General features: G+C 42.8%; 18 protein-coding genes, 2 tRNA genes, 1 rRNA gene and 1 pseudogene (1 of these 22 running past the window's edge). 4 read left to right on the top strand and 18 right to left on the bottom strand.

All coding sequences use genetic code 11. The features are described 5' to 3' along the window. The 12 genes and pseudogenes from SK637_RS00865 to argR form a co-directional block, all read right to left on the bottom strand. Positions 1–25 (bottom strand) — tRNA-Ala (locus tag SK637_RS00865) (it extends 48 nt beyond the left edge of the window). 54 nt (positions 26–79) lie between these two features. Further along, positions 80–1,625 (bottom strand): 16S ribosomal RNA (locus tag SK637_RS00860). 242 nt (positions 1,626–1,867) lie between these two features. Further along, positions 1,868–1,939: transfer RNA gene (locus SK637_RS00855), tRNA-Glu, on the bottom strand. A 111-nt stretch (positions 1,940–2,050) separates the two neighbouring features. Then, on the bottom strand, positions 2,051–2,485 hold the full coding sequence (locus SK637_RS00850) for a cytidine deaminase family protein (RefSeq protein ID WP_033688004.1): 435 nt from the start codon (positions 2,483–2,485) through the stop codon (positions 2,051–2,053). Positions 2,486–2,498: 13 nt separating this feature from the next. After that, positions 2,499–3,959, bottom strand: coding sequence for a glutamate--tRNA ligase (gltX, locus tag SK637_RS00845; RefSeq protein WP_033688003.1), 1,461 nt, complete (start codon positions 3,957–3,959; stop codon positions 2,499–2,501). A gap of 127 nt (positions 3,960–4,086) precedes the next feature. Beyond that, positions 4,087–5,436, bottom strand: coding sequence for a glucose-6-phosphate isomerase (locus SK637_RS00840; RefSeq protein ID WP_033688002.1), 1,350 nt, complete (start codon positions 5,434–5,436; stop codon positions 4,087–4,089). 168 nt (positions 5,437–5,604) lie between these two features. Beyond that, positions 5,605–6,293, bottom strand: a pseudogene (locus SK637_RS00835) (gamma-glutamyl-gamma-aminobutyrate hydrolase family protein). A gap of 20 nt (positions 6,294–6,313) precedes the next feature. After that, positions 6,314–6,460 (bottom strand): hypothetical protein, encoded by a 147-nt coding sequence (locus SK637_RS10020; RefSeq protein ID WP_023941542.1) that lies wholly within the window; start codon positions 6,458–6,460, stop codon positions 6,314–6,316. Positions 6,461–6,582: 122 nt separating this feature from the next. Further along, entirely contained in the window at positions 6,583–8,349 is a 1,767-nt protein-coding gene (patB, locus tag SK637_RS00830) for a multidrug efflux ABC transporter subunit PatB (RefSeq protein ID WP_033688001.1), read from the bottom strand. Position 8,350: 1 nt separating this feature from the next. Beyond that, positions 8,351–10,057: a multidrug efflux ABC transporter subunit PatA gene (gene patA / locus SK637_RS00825; RefSeq protein ID WP_033688000.1), complete on the bottom strand. Its 1,707-nt coding sequence runs from the start codon at positions 10,055–10,057 to the stop codon at positions 8,351–8,353. Positions 10,058–10,202: 145 nt separating this feature from the next. Then, on the bottom strand, positions 10,203–12,737 hold the full coding sequence (gene mutS, locus SK637_RS00820; RefSeq protein ID WP_033687999.1) for a DNA mismatch repair protein MutS: 2,535 nt from the start codon (positions 12,735–12,737) through the stop codon (positions 10,203–10,205). 50 nt (positions 12,738–12,787) lie between these two features. Further along, complete coding sequence (gene argR / locus SK637_RS00815; protein ID WP_001231476.1) at positions 12,788–13,234, bottom strand: arginine repressor; 447 nt, start codon at positions 13,232–13,234, stop codon at positions 12,788–12,790. 135 nt (positions 13,235–13,369) lie between these two features. On the opposite strand from argR, the gene argS reads away from it, so the two are divergent. The 4 genes from argS (at position 13,370) to galU (ending at position 18,070) form a co-directional block, all read left to right on the top strand. Next, positions 13,370–15,061 carry an arginine--tRNA ligase gene (argS, locus tag SK637_RS00810; RefSeq protein ID WP_033687997.1) on the top strand — a complete coding sequence of 564 codons (1,692 nt, stop codon included), beginning with the start codon at positions 13,370–13,372 and terminating at the stop codon, positions 15,059–15,061. A gap of 658 nt (positions 15,062–15,719) precedes the next feature. Next, the gene (locus SK637_RS00805; RefSeq protein WP_000084861.1) at positions 15,720–15,965 is read left to right on the top strand and encodes a hypothetical protein; all 246 of its coding nucleotides are present in this window, start codon (positions 15,720–15,722) and stop codon (positions 15,963–15,965) included. A 167-nt stretch (positions 15,966–16,132) separates the two neighbouring features. Continuing rightward, the gene (locus tag SK637_RS00800; protein WP_033687996.1) at positions 16,133–17,149 is read left to right on the top strand and encodes an NAD(P)H-dependent glycerol-3-phosphate dehydrogenase; all 1,017 of its coding nucleotides are present in this window, start codon (positions 16,133–16,135) and stop codon (positions 17,147–17,149) included. Between the two features lie 21 nt (positions 17,150–17,170). Further along, a complete protein-coding gene (galU, locus tag SK637_RS00795) occupies positions 17,171–18,070 on the top strand; it encodes a UTP--glucose-1-phosphate uridylyltransferase GalU (protein ID WP_033687994.1) in 900 nt (299 codons plus the stop codon). A 64-nt stretch (positions 18,071–18,134) separates the two neighbouring features. Here galU and SK637_RS00790 read toward each other — a convergent pair whose 3' ends face one another. The 6 genes from SK637_RS00790 to pbp1b all read right to left on the bottom strand — a co-directional run bounded on the left by SK637_RS00790 (position 18,135) and on the right by pbp1b (position 24,902). Then, entirely contained in the window at positions 18,135–18,812 is a 678-nt protein-coding gene (locus tag SK637_RS00790) for a rhomboid family intramembrane serine protease (RefSeq protein WP_033687993.1), read from the bottom strand. Continuing rightward, on the bottom strand, positions 18,796–19,335 hold the full coding sequence (locus SK637_RS00785) for a 5-formyltetrahydrofolate cyclo-ligase (RefSeq protein ID WP_033687992.1): 540 nt from the start codon (positions 19,333–19,335) through the stop codon (positions 18,796–18,798). Before SK637_RS00785 ends, SK637_RS00790 begins: the two co-directional genes overlap by 17 nt. Positions 19,336–19,346: 11 nt before the next feature. Beyond that, the gene (locus SK637_RS00780; protein ID WP_033687991.1) at positions 19,347–20,477 is read right to left on the bottom strand and encodes an N-acetyldiaminopimelate deacetylase; all 1,131 of its coding nucleotides are present in this window, start codon (positions 20,475–20,477) and stop codon (positions 19,347–19,349) included. Between the two features lie 67 nt (positions 20,478–20,544). Further along, entirely contained in the window at positions 20,545–21,243 is a 699-nt protein-coding gene (gene dapD / locus SK637_RS00775) for a 2,3,4,5-tetrahydropyridine-2,6-dicarboxylate N-acetyltransferase (protein ID WP_033687990.1), read from the bottom strand. Between the two features lie 228 nt (positions 21,244–21,471). After that, the gene (locus tag SK637_RS00770) at positions 21,472–22,383 is read right to left on the bottom strand and encodes a DMT family transporter (protein ID WP_033688015.1); all 912 of its coding nucleotides are present in this window, start codon (positions 22,381–22,383) and stop codon (positions 21,472–21,474) included. Positions 22,384–22,439: 56 nt separating this feature from the next. Next, positions 22,440–24,902, bottom strand: a complete 2,463-nt coding sequence (pbp1b, locus tag SK637_RS00765; RefSeq protein ID WP_033687989.1) for a penicillin-binding protein PBP1B — start codon at positions 24,900–24,902, stop codon at positions 22,440–22,442. Positions 24,903–25,027 lie beyond the last annotated feature (125 nt).

The following is a 25,027-nucleotide window of genomic DNA, read 5'->3' as shown; positions in this document are numbered from 1 at the left end:
GCTCTCCCAGCTGAGCTAAGGCCCCACAAGACCTCTCAAGACTAAAACAAAGACCAAATGCGCAGTTCCTTATCCTTAGAAGGGAGGTGATCCAGCCGCACCTTCCGATACGGCTACCTTGTTACGACTTCACCCCAATCATCTATCCCACCTTAGGCGGCTGGCTCCTTACGGTTACCTCACCGACTTCGGGTGTTACAAACTCTCGTGGTGTGACGGGCGGTGTGTACAAGGCCCGGGAACGTATTCACCGCGGCGTGCTGATCCGCGATTACTAGCGATTCCGACTTCATGTAGGCGAGTTGCAGCCTACAATCCGAACTGAGACTGGCTTTAAGAGATTAGCTTGCCGTCACCGGCTTGCGACTCGTTGTACCAGCCATTGTAGCACGTGTGTAGCCCAGGTCATAAGGGGCATGATGATTTGACGTCATCTCCACCTTCCTCCGGTTTATTACCGGCAGTCTCGCTAGAGTGCCCAACTGAATGATGGCAACTAACAATAGGGGTTGCGCTCGTTGCGGGACTTAACCCAACATCTCACGACACGAGCTGACGACAACCATGCACCACCTGTCACCTCTGTCCCGAAGGAAAGCTCTATCTCTAGAGCGGTCAGAGGGATGTCAAGACCTGGTAAGGTTCTTCGCGTTGCTTCGAATTAAACCACATGCTCCACCGCTTGTGCGGGCCCCCGTCAATTCCTTTGAGTTTCAACCTTGCGGTCGTACTCCCCAGGCGGAGTGCTTAATGCGTTAGCTACGGCACTAAACCCCGGAAAGGGTCTAACACCTAGCACTCATCGTTTACGGCGTGGACTACCAGGGTATCTAATCCTGTTTGCTCCCCACGCTTTCGAGCCTCAGCGTCAGTTACAAGCCAGAGAGCCGCTTTCGCCACCGGTGTTCCTCCATATATCTACGCATTTCACCGCTACACATGGAATTCCACTCTCCCCTCTTGCACTCAAGTTAAACAGTTTCCAAAGCGTACTATGGTTAAGCCACAGCCTTTAACTTCAGACTTATCTAACCGCCTGCGCTCGCTTTACGCCCAATAAATCCGGACAACGCTCGGGACCTACGTATTACCGCGGCTGCTGGCACGTAGTTAGCCGTCCCTTTCTGGTAAGATACCGTCACAGTGTGAACTTTCCACTCTCACACTCGTTCTTCTCTTACAACAGAGCTTTACGATCCGAAAACCTTCTTCACTCACGCGGCGTTGCTCGGTCAGACTTCCGTCCATTGCCGAAGATTCCCTACTGCTGCCTCCCGTAGGAGTCTGGGCCGTGTCTCAGTCCCAGTGTGGCCGATCACCCTCTCAGGTCGGCTATGTATCGTTGCCTTGGTGAGCCGTTACCCCACCAACTAGCTAATACAACGCAGGTCCATCTGGTAGTGATGCAATTGCACCTTTTAAGTAAATGTCATGCAACATCTACTCTTATGCGGTATTAGCTATCGTTTCCAATAGTTATCCCCCGCTACCAGGCAGGTTACCTACGCGTTACTCACCCGTTCGCAACTCATCCAGAGAAGCAAGCTCCTCCTTCAGCGTTCTACTTGCATGTATTAGGCACGCCGCCAGCGTTCGTCCTGAGCCAGGATCAAACTCTCATTAAAAGTTTGAGTTCTCACTCATTTCTGTCACTGACAGATTTATTGTTTTTTCATTGTTCAGTACTATAACCTTAGTTATAGCGCCCTGCACATTGGTTCGTCTTGTTCAGTTTTCAAAGGTCTTTGTCACTTACTTCTCTCAAGCGACAACTATATTAGTATATCACAGCTGCTTTTTCTTGTCAACACTTTTTTGAAACTTTTTTAAAACTTTTTTCATCAAGTGTTCTAACCGCAACATACCATAGTCCGTACGGGATTCGAACCCGTGTTACCGCCGTGAAAAGGCGGTGTCTTAACCCCTTGACCAACGGACCTGAGTTGTTATTTTCAACTCTTACTATTATACCCACTTTTCATACTTTGTCAACTACTTTTTTAATCTTTTTTCAAGTTAAGTAAAAAGAGCCAGAATTGTACTGACTCTTCTATTGATTATTAAATTTAGAAGCACGTTCTTCTCCCCACCAATAGGGGATTAGTTCTGCGACTTTAACTGTTTTTCTTATATTATAGTCCATCATGAATTCTGCATCTTTATTTTCAGCGTTCAACTCTAAGAGGAATTCTCTGCAAGCGCCACAAGGCATACCCGAACTTCCACCATAAGGTGGTTTATCTCGAAAGGCTAATACTTTCTTAACCTTAGTTTGTCCTGAAAATTGGTACATATTGAAGAGGGCCGCCCGTTCTGCACAGAGATGGAATACACCACAGGTTCCCTCCATACAGAATCCTGTAAATATTTGTCCATCTTCTGCTTCTACTGCGGCAACGACATGATTAGCATAAACAAAATCAGATACTTCATGTGGATTATACAATTTCTGTGCTTCTTCGTACATCTTTTCCCAGATGTCCATTATTGCATTCTCCTTATTTAGAGATTTCTTTTAGCATGTTTTCAATATGCTGAATTGATTTTTCACGTCCAAGCAAGAAGATCGTATCTGGTAATTCTGGTCCATGCATTTCACCTGAAACAGCAATACGAATTGGCATGAAGAGATTTTTCCCTTTGATACCTGTTTCTTTTTGAACAGCTTTGATTTGTGGGAAGATATTTTCTGTTACAAATTCATCATCTGTCATCGCTTCAAGTTTTGCTTTGAAGGCTTCAAGAACTGTTGGGACTGTTTCGCCCGCCATAACTTCGCGCTCTGCTTCGGTCAATTCTGGGAAATCTGAGAAGAAGAGATCTGTCAATGGAATAATTTCATCAACTGATTTCATTTGTGGTTTATAGAGCTCAACTAGTTTTTCAGCTTTGTCAGTTAAACGGCCTGCTTCCTCTAAGAATGGTTTTGCCATTTCAAAGATAGTTTCTAGGTCTGCATTCTTGATATAATCATTGCTCATCCAGTCGAGTTTCTTCTGGTCAAAGGCTGCTGGTGACTTGCTCAGGCGGTTTTCATCGAAAAGTTTAATGAGTTCTTCACGAGAGAAGATTTCATCTTCTCCACCTGGGTTCCAACCAAGAAGAGCAATAAAGTTAAAGACTGCTTCTGGTAAATAGCCTTTTTTACGGTAGTCTTCGATAAACTGAAGAGTGTTGGTATCGCGTTTAGACAATTTTTTCCCAGTTTCAGAGTTGATAATCAAGGTCATGTGACCGAACTCTGGAGCTTCCCAACCAAGTGCTTCATAAACCATGAGCTGTTTTGGTGTATTAGCAATGTGGTCGTCTCCACGGATTACGTGAGAAATTTGCATATCATGGTCATCGATGACAACGGCAAAGTTGTATGTTGGGTAACCGTCTTTCTTTTGGATAACCCAGTCACCGCCGATATTGCCTCCTTCAAATTCGATATCACCTTTGACCATATCATGCCACTTGTAGATACCTGACTCATTGACAGCCAAACGAACAGTTGGAATGATCCCTGCTGCTTCACGTTCTGCGATGTAAGCTGCTTTTTCCTCTTGACTCATACCAAGGTATTCGTTGATGTAGCGTGGTGTTTCACCAGCTGCTTCTTGGCGTTCGCGTTCAGCTGCCAACTCTTCCTCTGTAACGTAAGATTTGTAAGCTTTTCCTTCATCTAACAGTTGATCGATGTATTTTTGATACAAGTCCAAACGCTCAGACTGACGGTAGTTTTCATGTGTTTCTGGGCTTTCATCCCAATCCATGCCTAACCAACGAAGATTTTCAAGCTGTGAACGTTCACCATCTTCGACATGACGTTTACGGTCAGTATCTTCGATACGGATAATAAAAGTTCCACCGTGATGACGTGCGTAAAGGTAGTTGAACAATGCTGTACGGGCATTTCCGATGTGTAGTAGTCCTGTTGGACTTGGTGCGTAACGTACGCGAATATCTTTTGACATAGTTTCTCCTATAAAGTCTTTAGGCGTCTGCCTTTTTGCTCTCTATATTATATCACAAGTCTTGGCTGAGTCCAATTTCTATGGATAAAGAGACTAAAAAGAGTGGAAAAACCACTCTTTTCTTCTATTATAGACGTGCGTTAAGTTCTTTACTCAATTCTTCAAATCCTGGTTTTCCAAGAAGGGCAAACATGTTACGTTTGTAAGCTTCAACACCTGGTTGGTCAAATGGGTTGATGGCATTCAAGTAACCAGAAAGGGCGATAGCCAATTCGAAGAAGTAGATAGTGTAACCAAGAGTGAAGGCATCTTGCTCTGGAAGGGTCACGTACATGTTTGGTACGTCACCATCTGTGTGGGCAAGAAGAACACCATCAGTCGCTTTTTTGTTTACAAAGTCAACGTCTTTTCCTTGAAGGTAACCAAGTCCATCAAGGTCTTCTTCCAAGCTAGGGATAATCACGTTTTTACGAGGTTTGTCAACACGGACAACTGTTTCAAACATGATACGAGTTCCTTCTTGGATAAATTGACCAAGTGAGTGCAAGTCAGTTGAGAAGTTGGCTGAAGTTGGGTAGATACCTTTTTGGTCTTTTCCTTCTGATTCACCAGCCAATTGTTTCCACCATTCTGAGAAGTATTGAAGTGATGGCTCATAGTTTACCAAGATTTCAGTTGCATAGCCTTTACGGTAAAGGATGTTACGAACTGCTGCGTATTGGTAAGCTTCGTTTTCAGAGATTTTATCTGAAGTGTAGTCTTTGCGAGCTGCATTCGCACCTTCCATAAGGGATTTGATGTCAGCTCCTGATGCTGCGATTGGAAGCAAACCAACAGCTGTCAATACTGAGAAACGTCCACCGATATCATCTGGAACAACAAATGTTTCCCAACCGTTAGCGTCTGCTTCAACCTTAACAGCACCTTTTTGGCGGTCAGTTGTTGCGTAGATACGTTTGTTTGCTTCTTCTTGACCGTATTTCTTAACCAAAAGTTCTTTGAAGACACGGAAAGCAATCGCTGGTTCAGTTGTTGTACCTGATTTAGAAATCACGTTTACTGAGAAGTCTTTGTCTGCAACATACTCTACCAAGTCAGCAAGGTAAGTAGATGAGATTGAGTTTCCAGCGTAAAGGATTTGTGGAGCTTTGCGCTCTTCTTTTGTTTGCAAGTTTGCAAAGTGGTGGTTCAAGAAGTCGATCGCTGCTTTAGCACCAAGGTAAGATCCACCGATACCGATTACAACCAAAACATCGCTGTCTGATTTGATTTGCTCAGCAGCTTTCAAGATGCGGTCAAATTCTTCGCGGTCGTAGTTTTCAGGAAGGTCCAACCATCCCAAGAAGTCGCTACCAGCACCAGTTCCTTTACGGATCAATTCATCTGCTGCTGTTACTTGTGATTGCATGTATTCCACTTCATGTGGTGCAACAAATTTGTCTAAAACTTTTGAATAATCAAATTTAATATGTGACATGTTATTCCTCCAATATTTCTTCTTTTCTATCATAACGCTTACTTTCGTTTTTTCAAGTTTTTTTGTCGAATTTCTCCAATTATTATCAGAATTCAAACGTTTGCGTAAAAATGCCGCATCCAAAAAATTTTGAAAAATAAAAGAAAGAACGACCAGATATACCAGTCGTTACAGTTCATTCAATAAATACTCAAATAATTCTAAATTTCCATCTTCTTCATTAACCAGAAACTCTGGATGCCACTGCAAACCGATAATGCGGTGCTCATCGATAGACTCAATCGCTTCGATGGTTTGGTCTCTTGGATCAATAGCAGTTACACGGAAATTAGGTGCCAAATCTTTAATACTTTGACGATGGACGGAGTTGACCTGACTTTCTTTTCCAAATAGCTTGGCCACCACGCTCCCCTCCACTGTCTCAATAGAGTGAGATGTTCCGAAAGGTAGTCCTTGCCAGTGACCTTCGATTTCTTGATTGAGGGTTCCGCCGAAGGCAACATTGACAAGTTGGACACCGCGACAGATTGCCATAATTGGTTTATTCTGACGGAGAGCTTCCTTCAAGAGTGCCAGTTCAAATTCATCACGGACCAGGTTGTAATCATCACTCTCGATGTTTTTTTCTCTCCATAAAACTGAGGATGAACATTTTGACCGCCTGTCAAAATGAGTTTGTCAATCATTTCCACATAATCGCGTACAACTGACTCATCACCAACAGGAATGACTAAAGGGAGACCACCGACTTGACGAATGCTCTCTGCGAATCTACAAGATACAGATGAATGAATGTTTTTGCCTTCTGCGTCTACGGGACATAGATTTGCAGCAACTCCTACAACCGTTCTAGTCATGATGTCTCTCCTTTCGAATGTTAATACTCTTCGAAAATCTCTTCAAACCACGTCAGCGTCGCCTTACCGTAGGTATGGTTACTGACTTCGTCAGTTCTATCCACAACCTCAAAGCAGTGCTTTGAGCAACCTGCGGCTAGCTTCCTAGTTTGCTCTTTGATTTTCATTGAGTATAACGATAGTCCTATCATATCACTCAAAATGACTTTCGTCTAATATGTTTTTTTAAAGGCCGTGATAAATATTTTTTATGGACAAGAAAAAGCTGCCCAAGAGGACAACTTTTTTCTTATTCAAAGACAAATTGATTGTGATAAAGTTCTGAGTAGAATCCACCTAGTTTCAATAGTTCATGGTGGTTACCGCGTTCAATGACTTCTCCATCTTTAAGGACAATAATCTGGTCAGCATTGAGGATGGTCTTCAAACGGTGGGCAATGACGAAACTGGTTCTGTCTGCTACAACCGCTTCCATGGCATGCTGAATCTTGCTTTCTGTCACCGTATCTACGTTTGAAGTCGCTTCATCGAGAATGAGAACTTCTGGATCTGTCATCAGGGTTCGAGCGATAGAAATCAATTGCTTTTGCCCAGTTGAGAAGATGCTCTGGTCATCATCGATAAGAGTATCGTATTTATCAGGCAAACTTTCAATATAGTCATGAATGTGGGTTGCCTTGGCTGCTGCCTCAACCATTTCTTGACTGGCATCTGGCACACCGAAACGGATATTGTCTCGAATGGTTCCGCTAAACAAGACCGAATCTTGCAAGACAATTCCTACCTTACTTCTGAGACTATCTAAATCATAGTCACGAATATCTTTGCCATCAAAATAAATACCACCAGCATCAACATCATAAAAGCGATTGATGAGGTTCATAATAGTGGTTTTTCCTGACCCTGTCGGACCCACAACTGCAGTCATCTGACCTTTCGGAGCGGAAATGCTGACATCTTTCAGAATAGGTTTATCAGGCAAGTATGAAAAATCAATATGACTGATTTCAACACCTTCTTGCAACTTAGTGAAGATTGGAGCCTTTTCAGGTCGGATTTCTTCCTCTGCATCGAACATTTCCTGAATCCGTTCAGCCCCTGTAAAGGCTAACTGAAGGCTTCCCCAACTAGCTGCAACTTGAATAATAGGCTGGTAGTACTGCTGAGAAAATTGAGCGAACATAACAATCAGACCCAAAGCTGTACTTGTTTCAATAGTCTTATCATTTAATAGGACAGCCGAACCCGCAAAGATGACAATAGCTGTATTAACCAGACTCATCCCATTCATGACAGGGAAAAGAATTCCTGAGAACATTCTTCCTTTAAAGGTTGCCTTGCGCACGCGCTCATTTTGTTCAAGAAATCCTGCCATCATATCCTCTTGAATTCCTTGCACAATTACAGCTTTTTGGCCTGAGATACTCTCATCCATATAGGCGTTGAGCTTTCCTACCTCTTTCTGCTGGAGGTTGGTGTATTTGCGTGCCATTTTCACAATGAAAATCAGCATAAGGAAGGCCACTGGTGTGCTGGCAATGGTGATGAGCGCCAGCGTCACATTTCTCGAAAACATGACAAGAATCAGACCAATGTATAAAACAATATTGCTCATGACCTGAATCAAGCTCTCGTTAAAGGCTTGGAGGATATTATCCAAATCACTGGTAAAACGAGACAGGATATCGCCATCTTGTCGGCGGTCAAAGAAAGAAACTGTCAAGCGAGCAAGCTTACCGAAGAGGCCTTTACGCATCTCGTTGGTCGACTCTGCAATCACGCGCGTCATGAGACACATGTATATCACACTAGAGATAAATAGAACCAAAACCAGCAGGCCAAGATTAACCATGATTCCTGATAGACTTTGCCAAACAAGTTCTGGGTTGCCATTTTGATAAGCTTGAACTAAATTGGCTAGCTCTGTTACCGCTTGTCCAGAAAAGACTGGAAAGAGGGCTTGAGCAAGAGTCGCCAGAACAATCATCAGGATGACAACTACAAATGATAGCTTATATACTTTAAAATAATTCCAAAAAAATTGAACTGTCTTCATTTTACTCCTCCTTTCCTTTCTGTGTTTCATAGATTTCACGGTAAACGGCATTATTGGCAACCAAGTCTGCATGCGTACCTTGACCAATCAATCGTCCTTGATCCAGTACCAAGATCTTGTCTGCATGGACAACCGAGCTAATCTTTTGAGCGATGATAATGGTTGTTGTTCCCTTCAAGTCCTTATTCAAAGCTTCTTGAACCAGGCGCTCTGACTTTGCATCCAAGGCTGAGGTCGAATCGTCAAAAACCAGAATACGTGGATTGCTGACAATTCCACGAGCAATCGACATCCTTTGTTTTTGCCCACCAGAGAAATTGGTTCCCCGTTCCTCAACTGGACTTTCAAAGCTTTTCTCCATACGATGAATGAATTCGCTGGCTTGGGCAATATTGGCTGCGCGCTCCATTTCAAATAAAGTGGCATCTACCTTACCCTGTCTTAGATTATCTGCAATCGTTCCACTAAAGAGAATGGCACGTTGGAGAACGATAGAAACAGTTTTACGCAGGGTTCCTTCACTCACTTCTCGAATATCCTTGCCTCCGATTTTGATGGCCCCTTCCTGTGGGTCAAAGAGACGTGGAATCAATTGAGCCAAGGTTGATTTTCCTGCACCAGTCGCTCCAACTACACCAACCATTTGACCAGGTTCTATAGTAAAGCTCACATCTTTCAGCATCGGTTCTTTATCCATTGGATAGGTAAAGGTCACATTTTCAAAGCTAAGACTTCCGACCAACTCTTCATCTGGGACATCCTTGAAGGTCATAGCTGGCTCTGCATCAAGAATTTCTCGGATACGACGCATGGAAATCATGGCACGACTGACAGAATTTCCCAAAAATCCAACCATAACAATGGTAAAGATAATCTGGCTTAGGTAATTGACAAAGGAAGCAATGGAACCAACAACCGACGGATCCGACTGAACCATCCCTGCAACTAGCCAAATAGATAGGAAGACTGCTCCGTAACCGACCAACATCATAAAAGGTTCCACTACTGAAAAGGCATAACCGATGTAAAGGTTTTGACCAAGAAGTTCATCTGAAACCTCCGTAAACTTAGCAAACTGCTCTTTTTCTTGGACAAAGGACTTGACCACACGAACGCCACGCAAATTTTCCTTGGCAATGGCATTGATGCGTTCAAGAAGGGTTTGAAACTTGGCAAAACGAGGCCCCATCATTCCCATCATGACAGCAGTCAAACCAAAAATCAAGACTACCATGAGAACAATCACCCACCACAGAGAAGGTAAGGTTTGAACCGCCAGGATAAACGAACCGATGAACAAGAGGGGAAGTCTGAAAAGAATTTGGAAGGCCATCATGACCACGTTCTGAATCTGGTTGATATCATTTGTCATGCGAACGACTAGATTTCCCGCATTAAATTGTTCAATATTAGCATAAGAAAAGGTTTGGATTTTACGGAAGGCATTCTCCCGAAGGTCAGATGAAACTCCTTGGGCAATATAGGCTGCAAGGACAACATTGAGCCCACCAGCAACCAGACCGACCAGGGCCACACCGATCAACCAAGCCCCGATACTATAAATAGCTTCATATTTCCCAGCAAGGAGGGCGTCTAAGACTTCCTGCAGATAACGCGGTTGCAAAAGTGAACTAGCAACCATCAAGCCTGTCATCAGGAGCGAAGCCAAGGCCTGCCACTTGTAGGTTTTTATTTTCTGAATCAGCATACTTTCTCCTTAAAAAATAGACAAAAGGGAGCGACAATGTGTCAGCTCCTTCTCATTCTGTTTGTGTGATGTTATTCTAGCAAAAAAGTGGGGGATTGTCAAAGAAGTCTCCTTGATATAGCTAGAATGACAAGTAATTCATTCTTTATAATTTTTGTTTTAACTCGACCAAGACATTCATAGCCTGCATAGGTGTCATATTGTAAATATCCAGTTTAGCTAATTCTGCTAGGATAGGATGTTCTTCTGCCGTATCAAAGAGTGAAATCTGTTCAGTGACAGCACTTGTTTGCCTCATAGGAACTGGACTTCCTGTACCTTGATTCTCTAACTGAGTCAAAATCTTATCTGCCCTTGCTAAAAGGTCTGCTGGTAAGCCAGCAATCTTGGCAACATGGATACCATAGGATTTATCAGCTGGACCTGGTTCAATCTTGTGAAGGAAGGTAACCTGCCCATCCTGCTCCAAAGTTGCCACGTGGACATTGACCAAGTGTTCCAAGCTAGACTCCAGACTAGTCAACTCATGGTAGTGGGTCGCAAAGAGGGTCTTGGCTCCGATGTGCTCATGGATGTATTCGATGATGGACTGAGCAAGAGCCATCCCGTCATAAGTTGCAGTTCCCCGTCCCAATTCATCAAAGAGAATGAGAGAGTTCTTGGTCGCATGCGAAATGGCATTGTTTGCCTCCATCATCTCCACCATAAAGGTTGATTGACCTGAAACCAAGTCATCTGCTGCTCCAATGCGGGTAAAAATCGCATCAAAAATCGGTAAATAGGCGCTTTCTGCTGGCACATAAGAACCCAACTGAGCCATAACCGCCGTCATGGCTAACTGACGCATGTAGGTTGACTTCCCACTCATGTTGGGCCCTGTAATCAGTTGAATACTGGTATCTTCTGCCATCTGAATCGTATTGGGAATATAGGTCTGAGCCCCCATGACTTTTTCAATGACAGCATGGCGCCCTTTCTGGATATCGATTTGTGAATCGTCACCAAACTCAGGTCGAATCAAATGCTGGGTTTCAGCCACAACCGCCAGACTTTGCAAGACATCAACTGTTGCAATACCTTGGGCTAGAGTTTGTAAACGCTGGATGTACTTGCTGACCTCTTCACGAATGCGCATAAAAATTTCGTACTCTAGGTTAGCTGACTTCTCACGCGCCTCCAGCATATCGCCCTCGATACGGGCTAATTCTTCCGTTCCAAAACGTTCTGAGTTTTTCAGCGTCGACTTGCGGAAAAAGTGGGCTGGCACATTCCCCAGTTGAGAATTGGTCACATGGAAATAGTAGCCATCCTTTTTATTGTAGTCAATCTTGAGCGTACTGATACCAGAGTTTTCTCGCTCCTTTGCTTCAATCTCAGCAATCCAGCTAGTCCCTTCTCTGAGCACGCGACGGTACTTGTCTAAAGTCTCATCAAATCCAGTTCGGATAATTCCCCCATCTGTAATCACATGAGGGGCTTCAGGAGCAATCGCTGCGCTAATCAAACTCTCTAACTCAGGGATTCCATCCAGTTGTTCGATGAGATAAGCTAGAGCAGGTTGCTCCATTCCTTCTAAAATCGCACGAATTCTTGGCACACTAGACAAGGTAGTCGCCAACTGCAAGAGATCCTTGGGATTGGTTTTGCCAAAAGAAACACGACTAGCCAAGCGCTCAATGTCATAAACACCCTTGAGACTGTCTGTCAAATCACTGCGCTCAAAGAAGTGGTCAAGAAAGACCTGCACCACCTCTTGACGTTGGACGATTCGCTCCTTATCAATCAAGGGGCGATGAATCCAAGAACGCAAAAGACGCATCCCCATAGCCGTCTTGGTTTCATCCAAAAGCCAGAAAAGACTGCCTTGCTTCTTGCCTGAACGGGCATTTTCAACCAAATCCAGACTAGCCTTGGTCGCATAATCCATCTGCAAGAAATCTTTGATTTCATAGCGGATAACAGGCTTGAGGTGGTTCAATTCCCTCATCTGGGTTCGATGGACATACTGGAGCAACTTACTAGATGCCGCTTGCTCCACAGCTACTAATCGTGAATCCAGTAAATGAAGGTCTTCAAAGCCTTCTTTTTCATAGGAAAGTACCAGATTCATCTGACGACTAAGGATTTGTTCTTCTTCCTCAGACAAGTCATAACCCAACACCACTTCGCGCGCCTTGAGATTGCGGATTTCTCCACAAACCAGCGTGAAATCCAAAAGGCCTGTCACATAAAAGTCACCCGTCACTAGATCCATGTAAGCTAGGCCAAATTGATTGCCCTCACGATCTATTGCAACCAAGAAGTTGTTCTGACTATCTGGCTTACTACTATCAACCACTGTCCCTGGCGTAATAACCTGAACAACTTCTCGTTTCACAACCCCAACTGCTTGTTTAGGATCTTCCATCTGCTCTGCGATAGCCACCTTATAACCCTGCTCAATCAAGACATCAATGTACTGTTGGGCAGAATGATAGGGAACACCCGCCATAGGAATCGGATTGTCGGCATTCTTGTTGCGACTCGTTAAGGAAATTTCCAGAATCTGCGCAGCATTGACCGCATCCTCATAAAATAATTCATAAAAATCACCCATCCGAAAGAGCAAAAACGCATCTGGATATTGCTTTTTAATATCCACATACTGTTGCATGCCGGGTGATAGCTTTTCTGTCGCCATTTTCCGTCTCTCCTTGTCAAAAATAAGTCTTGAGAGTAACTCCCAAGACCTTACTTATCTTTCATCAAATCTAGCAAACGATCTTCCATGAGTTTGGCAACGTGCTGGTCTCGACAAATGACCAATAAGGTATTGGCACCAGCAACTGTTCCTAAAATCCATTCATCCTTGTTTGCATCTACAATATTTGCCAAAACAGAGGCTTCTCCCAATTTGGTATGAAGCACCAAGGTAAACTCTGCTCTTGCAACACCTTCTAAATGATGAGACAAAAATTCCACCAAATCAATCTTTTCTGTCTCATTTGCTAGTACATAATACACCATATCATTTTTCTTGACCTTGGTCAAGCCGATTTCGCGCAAATCACGAGACAGGGTTGTCTGCGTCACAAAAACATTGTGCGCCTCCAACCGATCTTGAATTTCTTTTTGTGTACTTAATTTCTCCTCAGTAATCATTTTTTTTATTAACTGATGACGATCTCTTTTTCTCATAAAATCCTCTTATGTGAATATTTATAACTAATTTTATAACTATATTATACCAAAAAAATAGGAGATTTCAAAAATTTTTTCTTCTTTCTTTAAAATTGTGATAAAATAGTAGAAAAGTCCAAAAAGGAGCTCTTAATGAATACAAAAGAATTGATTGCTAGCGAGTTGGCTAGCGTTATTGATAGCCTGGACCAAGAGGCTATTTTAAATTTACTGGAAACCCCTAAAAACTCAGAAATGGGAGACATCGCTTTCCCTGCTTTTTCTCTTGCCAAAGTCGAACGTAAAGCGCCTCAAATGATTGCGGCTGAACTGGCTGAAAAGATTAACAGTCAAGCCTTTGAAAAGGTTGTCGCAACAGGACCTTACGTCAACTTTTTCCTTGATAAATCTGCCATTTCTGCTCAAGTATTGCAAGCTGTTATCACTGAAAAAGAACACTATGCTGACCAAAACATTGGTAAACAAGAAAATGTTGTTATCGATATGTCTAGTCCCAATATCGCTAAACCATTTTCTATCGGTCACCTGCGCTCAACTGTTATCGGAGATAGCTTGTCACATATTTTCCAAAAAATCGGTTATCAAACGGTCAAGGTCAACCACTTGGGAGACTGGGGTAAACAGTTTGGGATGTTGATTGTTGCCTATAAAAAATGGGGCGACGAAGAAGCTGTAAAAGCTCATCCAATTGATGAACTCCTTAAACTCTATGTCCGCATCAACGCTGAAGCTGAAAATGACCCTAGATTAGATGAAGAAGCGCGCGAATGGTTCCGTAAACTTGAAAACGGAGACGAGGAAGCTCTCGCACTTTGGCAATGGTTCCGTGATGAAAGTTTAGTGGAATTTAATCGCCTTTACAATGAACTGAAGGTTGAATTTGACAGCTACAATGGAGAAGCCTTCTACAACGATAAGATGGATGCAGTTGTAGACATTCTTTCTGAAAAAGGCCTTCTTGTTGAGTCAGAAGGGGCCCAAGTTGTGAATCTTGAGAAATACGGAATTGAGCATCCAGCCCTCATCAAGAAATCTGATGGTGCAACTCTCTACATCACACGTGACTTGGCTGCAGCCCTTTACCGTAAAAACGAATACCAATTTGCTAAATCTATCTACGTTGTTGGTCAAGAACAATCTGCCCACTTTAAACAGCTCAAAGCTGTCTTGAAAGAAATGGGCTACTACTGGAGTGAAGACATTACTCATGTTCCTTTTGGTTTGGTTACAAAAGAAGGGAAAAAACTCTCTACTCGTAAAGGGAATGTCATCTTGCTAGAGCCTACTGTTGCAGAGGCTGTTAGTCGTGCCAAGGCCCAAATCGAGGCTAAAAATCCTGAACTAGAAAACAAAGACCAGGTAGCACATGCTGTTGGGGTTGGAGCCATTAAATTCTATGACCTCAAAACCGACCGTACAAATGGATACGACTTCGACTTAGAGGCTATGGTATCCTTTGAGGGGGAAACTGGTCCTTATGTACAATATGCCTATGCTCGTATCCAATCGATCTTACGTAAAGCAGACTTCAAACCAGAAACAGTGGCTAATTACAGCTTAAATGATGCTGAAAGCTGGGAAATCATTAAACTCATCCAAGACTTCCCACGTATTATCAACCGTGCGGCGGATAACTTTGAACCTTCTATCATTGCTAAATTTGCAATTAGCCTGGCTCAAGCCTTCAACAAGTACTATGCACATACACGTATCCTAGACGAAAATCCTGAGCGCGACAGCCGTCTAGCCCTTAGCTACGCAACAGTAGTCGTTCTCAAAGAAGCCCTTCGTTTGCTTGGAGTAGAAGCGCCAGAGAAGATGTAAATCGCTAAAGTTACTTGATTGCGGAGCAATCTAAGTAACTAACGCCAAATCCTATTTGGACTTTGGCTAGGCGCTTCACTAGTTTTAGGACATAAATATGATCGATTTATGTCCTAAAACGTCGTAATCTTCAAGTTATTGGAACTAAAGTTCCTAGTCTCTTGACGGCAATCGCTATATGGCGAATTGCCTAAACGCTTCACTAGTAAAGAAACATAAATATTATCGATTTATGTTTCTTTACGTCGTAACTAGAGACACTTGCCTAAACGATTTACTAATTTATCAAACCAAATAATATCGATTTGCTTAGGTTCATGTCGTAATCTTTTAATCACTTTATTGTAAAGCAATCTAAGTAACTAACGCCAAATCCTATCAGAGATTTGGCTAACCGCTTCACTAGTCATGTTCTCTAAATATAATCGATTTAGAGAACATGACGTCGTAATTATGGTGATTTGGTTAGGCTCATGTCGTAATATTTTAAATTACTTGATTGCAAAATAATCTAAGTAACTTACACTAAAGCCTATACGGATTTTGGTTTAGAGATCTATCAAAAATCTTCTCAAGTTTTGCTGGCTTGTTCTGCTATTTTAGGTTCACTAAATCGATTTATTCACTACTACTTCTTCACTATCCAAGGAGATATTCTATGAGCCAATATGCTTATATCCTCGTTGTGATTAGTTTGGTTTTCCTTTTTCTGCTTAATAAGTACGAGAAGGAGAGACTGCAAAGACTCTACCAAGAACAACTTTTAAAGGATGAAACATTTAGGGCTGACATCAAAGAGAAAATTCAAACGACTGAAAATATCAATGATGTCATTGCTTACATCAATAAAACTTATCATCTGGGAATGTTGCTATCAAAAGACATTACAGATCAATTGAAATAAACCGAGCTATTCTTTAAGGAATATCAAAACCGAGTCTAAGAGTTTAATACTTAGGCTCGGTTTTTGTATATTTTTCAAGTAACAAAGCAACCACTCCCCAGCAATGCAAGTGCAAAATCCCCTAGAATGTGATAAAATAAAAAGAGAACTCTATCAAGGAGGAAAACATGGAAAAACAAACCGTCGCCGTCTTGGGGCCTGGTTCTTGGGGAACTGCCCTTTCACAAGTCTTAAATGACAATGGACACGAGGTACGTATTTGGGGAAATCTTCCCGAACAAATCAATGAAATTAATACCTATCATACTAACAAGCACTACTTTAAAGATGTCGTTCTAGATGAAAATATCATTGCCTACACCGACTTATCAGAGGCACTGAAAGATGTAGATGCGATTTTGTTTGTTGTCCCAACAAAAGTGACACGACTTGTTGCACAACAAGTTGCACAAACCCTAGACCATAAGGCTATCATCATGCACGCTTCAAAGGGATTAGAACCCGATAGCCATAAACGATTATCAACCATCCTTGAAGAAGAAATTCCTGAACATCTCCGCAGTGATATTGTCGTTGTTTCAGGACCTAGTCATGCGGAAGAGACCATTGTGCGTGACCTGACTTTAATCACTGCTGCTTCTAAAGACTTACAAACAGCTCAATACGTTCAAGAACTCTTTAGTAATCACTACTTCCGACTTTATACCAATACGGATGTTATCGGGGTTGAAACTGCTGGCGCTCTTAAAAACATTATCGCTGTCGGTGCTGGAGCCTTACATGGTTTAGGATTTGGTGACAACGCTAAGGCAGCCATCATCGCTCGAGGCTTGGCAGAAATTACCCGCCTAGGGGTAGCACTCGGGGCCAGTCCATTGACCTATAGCGGCTTATCTGGTGTGGGAGATTTGATCGTAACGGGAACCTCCATCCACTCTCGTAACTGGAGAGCTGGAGATGCTCTTGGTCGTGGAGAATCTCTAGCTGATATTGAAGCCAATATGGGCATGGTGATTGAAGGAATTTCAACGACTCGAGCAGCCTATGAACTAGCGCAAGAACTTGGAGTCTATATGCCGATTACACAAGCCATTTACCAAGTTATTTACCACGGAACTAATATCAAAGATGCCATTTATGACATCATGAACAATGAATTTAAAGCAGAAAATGAGTGGTCTTAACCCTCTAGAGAAAGGATTCTTATGACATCAAAAGTTAGAAAGGCAGTCATCCCTGCCGCTGGACTCGGGACTCGATTTTTACCAGCAACCAAAGCACTTGCTAAAGAAATGTTGCCAATTGTGGACAAACCAACTATCCAATTTATTGTAGAAGAAGCTCTTAAATCAGGTATTGAAGATATTCTGGTTGTCACTGGTAAATCAAAACGTTCTATTGAAGACCACTTTGACTCAAACTTTGAGCTTGAGTACAACCTCAAAGAAAAAGGCAAACATGACTTACTAAAATTGGTAGACGAAACAACTGGCATTCGCCTTCACTTTATCCGTCAAAGCCATCCTCGTGGTCTTGGCGATGCTGTCTTACAAGCAAAAGCTTTTGTAGGAAATGAGCCCTTCGTTGTCATGCTTGGTGACGACCTAATGGATATCACAGATGACCATGCTGTCCCTTTGACAAAACAATTGATGAACGATTACGAGACGACTCACGCATCAACAATTGCTGTTATGCCTGTCCCTCATGAAGACGTTTCAGCATATGGAGTTATAGCTCCTCAAGGTGAAGGGATTAATGGTCTCTACAGCGTTGAAACTTTCGTTGAAAAACCAGCTCCAGAAGATGCTCCAAGTGATTTGGCAATCATCGGCCGCTATCTGCTCACACCAGAAATTTTTGATATCCTCGAAAATCAAGCTCCTGGCGCTGGAAATGAAATCCAGCTTACCGATGCGATTGATACCCTTAATAAAACGCAACGTGTTTTCGCTCGCGAATTTACAGGAGCTCGTTACGACGTTGGAGATAAATTCGGCTTTATGAAAACATCTATTGACTACGCCCTCAAGCACCCACAAGTCAAAGATGACTTGAAAGATTACCTCATCCAACTGGGAAAAGAATTAGCTGAGAAGGAATAACATAAAAAGATAAGGTTCAAAAATGCCTTATCTTTTTTCATTACACAACTATTATTATAAGCTCTCACAACCCCATTCCCTTGTAGAGAAGCAAGACTGCAAGTCCTACGAACAACACTAACGCTACCAGTCTCTGACTAGCACTATACATCCGTCTTTCTCCTCGAACTGGAAAGATAATTGCTAGAAATGCTCCACCAACTGCTCCCCCGATATGACCTGCTAGGCTGATTCCTGGAATCAGAACACTTCCAATAATGTTAACCACAAAAAGTGTCAGATAAGATTGGCCTAGCTGCTGGATATAGGGGTTCCGAGTAGCATAGCGAAGAACAATAATCGCAGCAAATAGCCCATAGAGAGAAGTCGAAGCTCCTGCTGCTAAGGATTTTGGACTAAATACAAAAACAAAGAGATTACCCATCATTCCTGATAAAAAATAGAGAAAGAAAAACTTCTTGGACCCAAAAATCTCCTCTACTTGCCTACCAAGATAATAGAGCGAAAGCATATTAACAATGAAATGCTCCCACCCAATATGAACAAAAATAGCCGAAAAGAGACGCCAAATTTGCTCAGGAAAGAGGCGAATGGCAGGCCCGTACATGGCTCCAAATCGAAATAGGGTATCTGCCCTGTCAAAGTTTCCTCCTGTGGTCGCCAACATTAGTAGAAATACCAAGGCCGTCACTAAGAGAAAGAAACTCGTCACAGGATAACGTCTGTCAAAGATTTCCTTCATCAATCAGAACCTCCTGAACAGGAATATCATGCTTTTCAGGGATAAAGTCCTGAATTTGACAAGGATAGATCGTACTCAAAGTATGACCAGAAAAATGTTTCAGATAGCGATCATAATAACCTCCACCGTATCCAATCCGATGTCCTTCCGTCGTAAAAGCCAGACCAGGAACATGAATCAAATCAATCTGAGAGGCATCCACTACTTCCAAATCTCCCTGTGGTTCCAGTAATCCAAAGGAAGTTTTTACCAACTGCTGTGGATCATAGACCACAAAGTCCATGCGCCCCTTGGGATAGGTTTTAGGTATCAGAACCTTCTTGCCGTCCTTCAGCGCCTGCTCAATCAATCTCTGAGTTTGAAACTCATGAGGAAAAGAGAGATAGGTTGCAATGACCTTGGCTTCTTGGTAGAAGGGGTGTTGTAAAAGTCGCTCGGTTAAAGCTTGGTCGATAAACTGTTTTTGCTCTAAAGGTAAAGCCTTCATTTCTTGCAAGACTTGCTTACGTAATTCCGATTTCATAGACAAGTCCTCTACTCTGCTGCCTTCTTTTTCAGGAAACTAGAGACCGCGTCCACTCCAATAGCTAAGGCTTCTTCCTTAGGACTCATCTGAGGGTGATGAAGGGCGTAGGGACTATCGATACCTAGCCAAAACATAACGCCATCAACCTTTGAAAGGAGATAACCAAAGTCCTCACCTGTCATAGCAGGTTCGATATCAATCAGCTCGATTCCGTCTTTTTCTGCAAAGAAGTCCATCAGTTCACGCGCCAAAGCTGGATTGTTCTCAACAGGCAGATAACCACCTTGCTTGAGTTCCACTTCGACTTCCATATCGAAGGCAGCTGCAACTCCTTCTGCAACTGTTTTGACCCGCTTTTGCACCAAGAGACTCATGTCCTGTGTCAAGGCCCGAATAGTTCCATGCAAAAAGGCTGTATCTGTGATGACATTGTTGGTGGTTCCGGCTTGGAAAAGACCAAAGGTCACCACTGCTCCCTCGATTGGGTTGACATTGCGACTGACAACTGACTGCACCTGGGTCACAAAGTAACTAGCCGCCACCAAAGCGTCATTAGCTTCATGTGGAAAGGCTGCGTGTCCACCTTTTCCTTTGAAACGGATCTTCACCTCGCAAGTTCCTGCAAAGAGTGTATGAGTATTAGTCGCAATCTGTCCAACCTTCAAATCTGGCCGAACATGAAGACCATAAAACTGGTCTGGCAACCAGTCTCCAAAAGCACCATCCTCATACATGAGCATGCCACCGGCTTCATTTTCTTCAGCAGGTTGAAACAGAAAGAGCAGGTTGTTCTTTGGTTGCTCCTCAAGGGCTCGCTCAAGACAGCCCAAGGCAATCGTCATGTGGAAATCATGGCCACAAGCGTGCATACGACCTTGGTGTTGAGAAGCGAACGGAAGTCCTGTTTGTTCGACGATAGGCAGACCGTCAATATCTGTTCGCCAACTAATGGTCCGCTCTGGCTGACTTCCCTGCAAATAAACCAAAATACCTGTCCGCCAAGTACGAACTTGAACAAATTCCTTACCTTCAATCAATTTCTCAATCACATCTAGCAGATAAGCCTGAGTCTTGAACTCCTCCAAGCCAATCTCTGGAATCTGGTGCAAATCTCGTCTAGTCTGAATCAAATCTAACATCTATCTATCCTCCGATATAGCAGAAAGAGGCTGGAAGAAGAGTTCCGCCTCTTTATTACTTTTACAATTATAAGGTACGAAGCGCATCCTCTAGCGCTGTTTTTTGTTGGGTTTGGGCATCAATCTCTTTGATGATACGAGCTGGAACACCTGCTACCACCACGTTTTCTGGGACATCTTGGGTAACAATAGCTCCTGCTGCGACAACTGAACCACTACCGATTTGGACTCCTTCGATAACCACTGCATTAGCACCGATAAGAACATTGTCTCCAACACGGACTGGTTCTGCGCTAGCTGGCTCAATCACACCTGCCAAAACTGCACCTGCACCAACGTGGCTGTTTTTCCCAACGATAGCACGGCCACCAAGGATAGCCCCCATGTCAATCATGGTTCCTGCACCGATCTCAGCACCGATATTGATAACAGCTCCCATCATGATAACAGCATTGTCACCAATTTCAACTTGGTCACGGATAATAGCACCTGGCTCGATACGAGCGTTGATCTCACGTTTATCTAGCAAGGGAACTGCAGAATTGCGAGCATCTTGCTCAACAACATAGTCTTGATTTTCTACCAAACCATCGAGAAGCGGAACCACATCTTTCCAGTCTCCAAATAGGACATTCCCTAGTTTGACAACAGATCCAGGTACAGCAGTTGCGAGTTGTCCCTCAAAAGTTACTTTAACACTGGTTTTCTTTTCAGCATTGGCGATAAATTGGATAATTTCTTGTGCGTTCATTTTTGTAGCAGTCATAAGCGCCTCCTAGTTCATTTTAATGATACCTATTCTACCAAAAAAGGCCTCAAATTTGAAGCCTTTTTGTTTGTTTTTAGGTATGATTTTTAGGGATGTGAGATAAAACGTGCTGTCGGTAAAGGTAAGCCCCTACCGATACAACCTAAAAACACTCTTCACAACTATCTCCCCGTGTTTTATTGACTATTCTAGTATAGCACACTTTTAGAATTAAGAAAAGACTTTTTATCTACTTTCTTTCGCTTCTTCTATCGATAGGAAAATCATAGGTAAAATAATCAAGGCCATAGCTAGAAGGAGTGACCAATCCACCACTAAACCTAAAAACAAAACACTCAAGAGAGCAGAAGAGAGAGGTTCACTGGCACTAATAACGGAAACCACCAAGGGAGAAACCAAGGACACAGCCTTCATGGAAATGAAAAAGGCAAAAGCCGTCCCAAAGAAAGCGATAATGAGACAAATCAAGATACTCCAAATATCAAGAGTAAAGGAAAGCTGATAAACCGGCGAGAGGACATTGCTAAATAAACCTGCCAAAATCATCCCCCACCCAACCGTGGGTACAAAACCGTATCTCTTAGCGAAAGGCTGAGGTAAGATAACATTAAACATGACCCCCATGGCACTCAGCAAACCCGTCACAAGTGCTAGCGGTGTCATGGATAATTGAGAGAGATCTCCCTTTGTCGCCATCAGGCAAACACCCAACATGGCAACCAAAACATAAAAAATAGCGCTTTTTGACGCTCGTTTTTGATAAACCAAGCGGTTGTAAAAGAGGATAAAGACAGGGCTAATAAACTGTAAAATAGTTGCTGTCGCTGCATTTGAGTATTCTACGCAGAGATAGAAAAAATACTGAACTGAAAAAATCCCCAAAACAGCATAGGCTAAAAAGGGCAGGTAATTTTTCTTATCTCGCCAAATATCTAGCACTTGCGATTTTAATTGCATCGCAGACCAAATGAGTACAAGACTCCCTGCTAGTGTCAAACGCATAGAGGTAATCCAGCCAGAGGACACTTGATAATGAGTAAAGAAATACTCTCCTAGAATCCCACAAATTCCCCAGATTAAGCCGGATAGGAGTGAATAAATGGTTCCTTTAACAATCTTTTTCTGATACTGATTCATACCTTTATTGTAACACGAAAGGAAAAAAGAAAAAAGTGGCAATCAATACCACTTTCCTATCTTCTACTATTTGATTGTGTTGATGATGAACTTGATGTACTGCTAGAACTACTACTTGAGCTACTACTTGAACTTGGTGTAGATGAGAAACTACCAATAATACTTGACCAAGCATTTTGGTAATCTGCTTCACTTCCTCCAATGGCAAAGTGATAGCTTGTTGTAGGAGCTCCCGCCTTATTAGCCCAATAGCTCGTTACAGTAGAACCTGAAAGATCAACTGTTTTTCCATTAACAGATACTTTGCCTGGCTTCTCTCCTGTAGATCTGAGGACCTGAGATTGGGTCACACTAGAATCAAGATTAAAGCGTTCATTGCCCCAAACACCAGGCTCGGCCTGTTGGATAGCATTGACCAAGTAGGCCATATATTTGGCATTTCGATAATGCCCAGCCCCCTTAGCCATTGGGCGGTTGTCGTCATGCCCTAGCCAACCACCTAGAGTCAATCTTGGTGTTGACAGCATGAGCCACATATTTTCATCTTCATTGGTTGTCCCAGTCTTACCAATCCAGTCTGCACGAGCTAAACTTGAATTGATAGAAGCCAAATCCGTTTGGAAACTTGAAGTGATCCGAGATGAAATCACCTCACGAAGCAAACTCTGCATGATTGTTGCTGTTGCCTTCGAGTACACTTGAACTGGTTTGTCTTGGAATTCATAGATTACTCTACCATCAGATGATTCAATCTTAGAAATCACATGTTTCTGATGGTAGATACCGTTATTAGCAATTGTTTGATAACCATTGGTATGCTGGGCGACTGTGACTTCAATCCCACCACCCATAGGCAGACTTTCGATACCGTACTCCGGAATCTCGTAACCCATTTTCTCCATGTAACCCTTGACATCTACACCCTTCTCACGTAGCATTCGATAGGTCCAATAGGCTGGGATATTCCATGAATAGTTCAAGGCTTCTCCCAAGGTCATCATGCCTGTACCTGGACTGTTTACATACATGATAGGATTTCCATTAGAGAATTTTGTCGGATAATTGGACAAGATACTAGCGCTACCCATCAAACCTTGGTCAATGGCAATACCGTAGGCCAACAAAGGCTTGGTTGTAGAGGCTGGCGAACGCTTGGTGTCGAAGGCGTGATTGTTTTGGTTAGTCTGGTAATTACGACCACCAACAAAGCCTAGAACAGCCCCTGTTTTATTGTCCATCAAAACATTCCCTACTTCAGGCTGACCAGTCGCATCATCTACCAAATGACCGTAGTTAGCAACTGCATTTTGCATGGCGTTATGGATTTTTTTATTGATCGTTGTAGTGATTTTATAGCCACCGTTACTTAGTTCCTGCTCCGCTCGCTCATGATAAGCCTTTTGAATCGACTCGTTTTTCAACTCTTGGCTAGAGACATTGTCCTGTTGAACTAAATAATCATACATACGGTCGGTCGCTTCAGCCATAGCTGTAAAGTAGAGATAATCCCTCGAAACAGCATTGACAGTTCCTGATGGCAAGAAATCTTGTTTGAGATTATAATCCTTGTACTGGTCGTATTCTTCCTGAGTCAGAGAACCCGTACGGTACATGTTATAGAGAACATCCTTGGCCCGCTTCAAACCAAGTTCTAAGTCTTCATCACTCTTTAACTCTCCAGTATTTTCATAAGGAGAATAAGTAATCGGACTCTGTGGCAAACCTGCTAGGAAGGCAGCTTGGGGAATACTCAGCTTGTTGGCATCGATACCGAAAATCCCTTCAGCAGCTTGCTGGGCACCTGCAATATTCTGTCCTTTATGATTTCGACCAAAAGGAGCAACATTGAGATAGGTGGTCAAGATTTCATCCTTGCTCATGTTGCGTTCCAAGGCAAGGGCATCAACAATTTCTGTAGCCTTACGAGCCAAAGTCGGAGCATCTCCAACCACTTGTTGTTTGATTAACTGTTGGGTCAAGGTCGAGCCCCCACTAGACGAGCCCAAACCTGCAAAAGTTCCCAAAGTCGCCCGAATCACAGCTTTTGGCACAACCCCTTTATGTTCAAGAAAATGTTCGTCCTCAGTAGCAATGATAGCCTTTTTGAGATTGTCCGATATTTCCTCAGATGAAACAGAAGTCCTCAGTAGATCACTCTCGATAGAAGCAATGACACTCCCATCTGCGTAAACAATTTCTGAGATGGAAGAAATATTTTTAACTTGCTTGACCAAGTCCTCCGATTGGGGAACCTTGGCCTTGTCAAACAAAGCAACCCCATAACCAAGAGCCACACCAGCACCAAAAAGCCCACCGATAAAGCCTAGAATAAAGAGCGTATTCACAATCCCCTTGATAGCGGCTAAAATGCTACCTAGGATAGGCAGAACTTTCCCACCTGTCCCATCCGACTTCTTCTCTTTTGAGACTTTCTCTGATTTTCTATGATTTATTTTTGATTTTACTAGCTGGAAAAATTCCAGCATTTTTCGTTTTAATTCATTTAATTGATTTTGCATGGATTTCCTCACTCTATCTATTATACCATAAAAGGTAAACTTTCAATAAAATGCCACTTTCTTCCCTATTCTACTAGGCTATTGCCCAAGTTTGTGATACAATAGTTAGAAACAATAATTTTAAA

Origin of the sequence: Streptococcus mitis, from assembly GCF_000722765.2 — a bacterium.
Taxonomy (GTDB): Bacteria; Bacillota; Bacilli; order Lactobacillales; family Streptococcaceae; genus Streptococcus; species Streptococcus mitis_AQ.
This window is presented reverse-complemented; position numbering and strand designations above follow the sequence as displayed.

Bases quoted from the DNA above. Each gene is read 5' to 3' on its own strand.
- SK637_RS00850 (WP_033688004.1), bottom strand. From the start codon at position 2,485: ATGGACATCTGGGAAAAGATGTACGAAGAAGCACAGAAATTGTATAAT.
- gltX (WP_033688003.1), bottom strand. From the start codon at position 3,959: ATGTCAAAAGATATTCGCGTACGTTACGCACCAAGTCCAACAGGACTA.
- SK637_RS00840 (WP_033688002.1), bottom strand. From the start codon at position 5,436: ATGTCACATATTAAATTTGATTATTCAAAAGTTTTAGACAAATTTGTT.
- SK637_RS10020 (WP_023941542.1), bottom strand. From the start codon at position 6,460: ATGAAAATCAAAGAGCAAACTAGGAAGCTAGCCGCAGGTTGCTCAAAG.
- patB (WP_033688001.1), bottom strand. From the start codon at position 8,349: ATGAAGACAGTTCAATTTTTTTGGAATTATTTTAAAGTATATAAGCTA.
- patA (WP_033688000.1), bottom strand. From the start codon at position 10,057: ATGCTGATTCAGAAAATAAAAACCTACAAGTGGCAGGCCTTGGCTTCG.
- mutS (WP_033687999.1), bottom strand. From the start codon at position 12,737: ATGGCGACAGAAAAGCTATCACCCGGCATGCAACAGTATGTGGATATT.
- argR (WP_001231476.1), bottom strand. From the start codon at position 13,234: ATGAGAAAAAGAGATCGTCATCAGTTAATAAAAAAAATGATTACTGAG.
- argS (WP_033687997.1), top strand. From the start codon at position 13,370: ATGAATACAAAAGAATTGATTGCTAGCGAGTTGGCTAGCGTTATTGAT.
- SK637_RS00805 (WP_000084861.1), top strand. From the start codon at position 15,720: ATGAGCCAATATGCTTATATCCTCGTTGTGATTAGTTTGGTTTTCCTT.
- SK637_RS00800 (WP_033687996.1), top strand. From the start codon at position 16,133: ATGGAAAAACAAACCGTCGCCGTCTTGGGGCCTGGTTCTTGGGGAACT.
- galU (WP_033687994.1), top strand. From the start codon at position 17,171: ATGACATCAAAAGTTAGAAAGGCAGTCATCCCTGCCGCTGGACTCGGG.
- SK637_RS00790 (WP_033687993.1), bottom strand. From the start codon at position 18,812: ATGAAGGAAATCTTTGACAGACGTTATCCTGTGACGAGTTTCTTTCTC.
- SK637_RS00785 (WP_033687992.1), bottom strand. From the start codon at position 19,335: ATGAAATCGGAATTACGTAAGCAAGTCTTGCAAGAAATGAAGGCTTTA.
- SK637_RS00780 (WP_033687991.1), bottom strand. From the start codon at position 20,477: ATGTTAGATTTGATTCAGACTAGACGAGATTTGCACCAGATTCCAGAG.
- dapD (WP_033687990.1), bottom strand. From the start codon at position 21,243: ATGACTGCTACAAAAATGAACGCACAAGAAATTATCCAATTTATCGCC.
- SK637_RS00770 (WP_033688015.1), bottom strand. From the start codon at position 22,383: ATGAATCAGTATCAGAAAAAGATTGTTAAAGGAACCATTTATTCACTC.
- pbp1b (WP_033687989.1), bottom strand. From the start codon at position 24,902: ATGCAAAATCAATTAAATGAATTAAAACGAAAAATGCTGGAATTTTTC.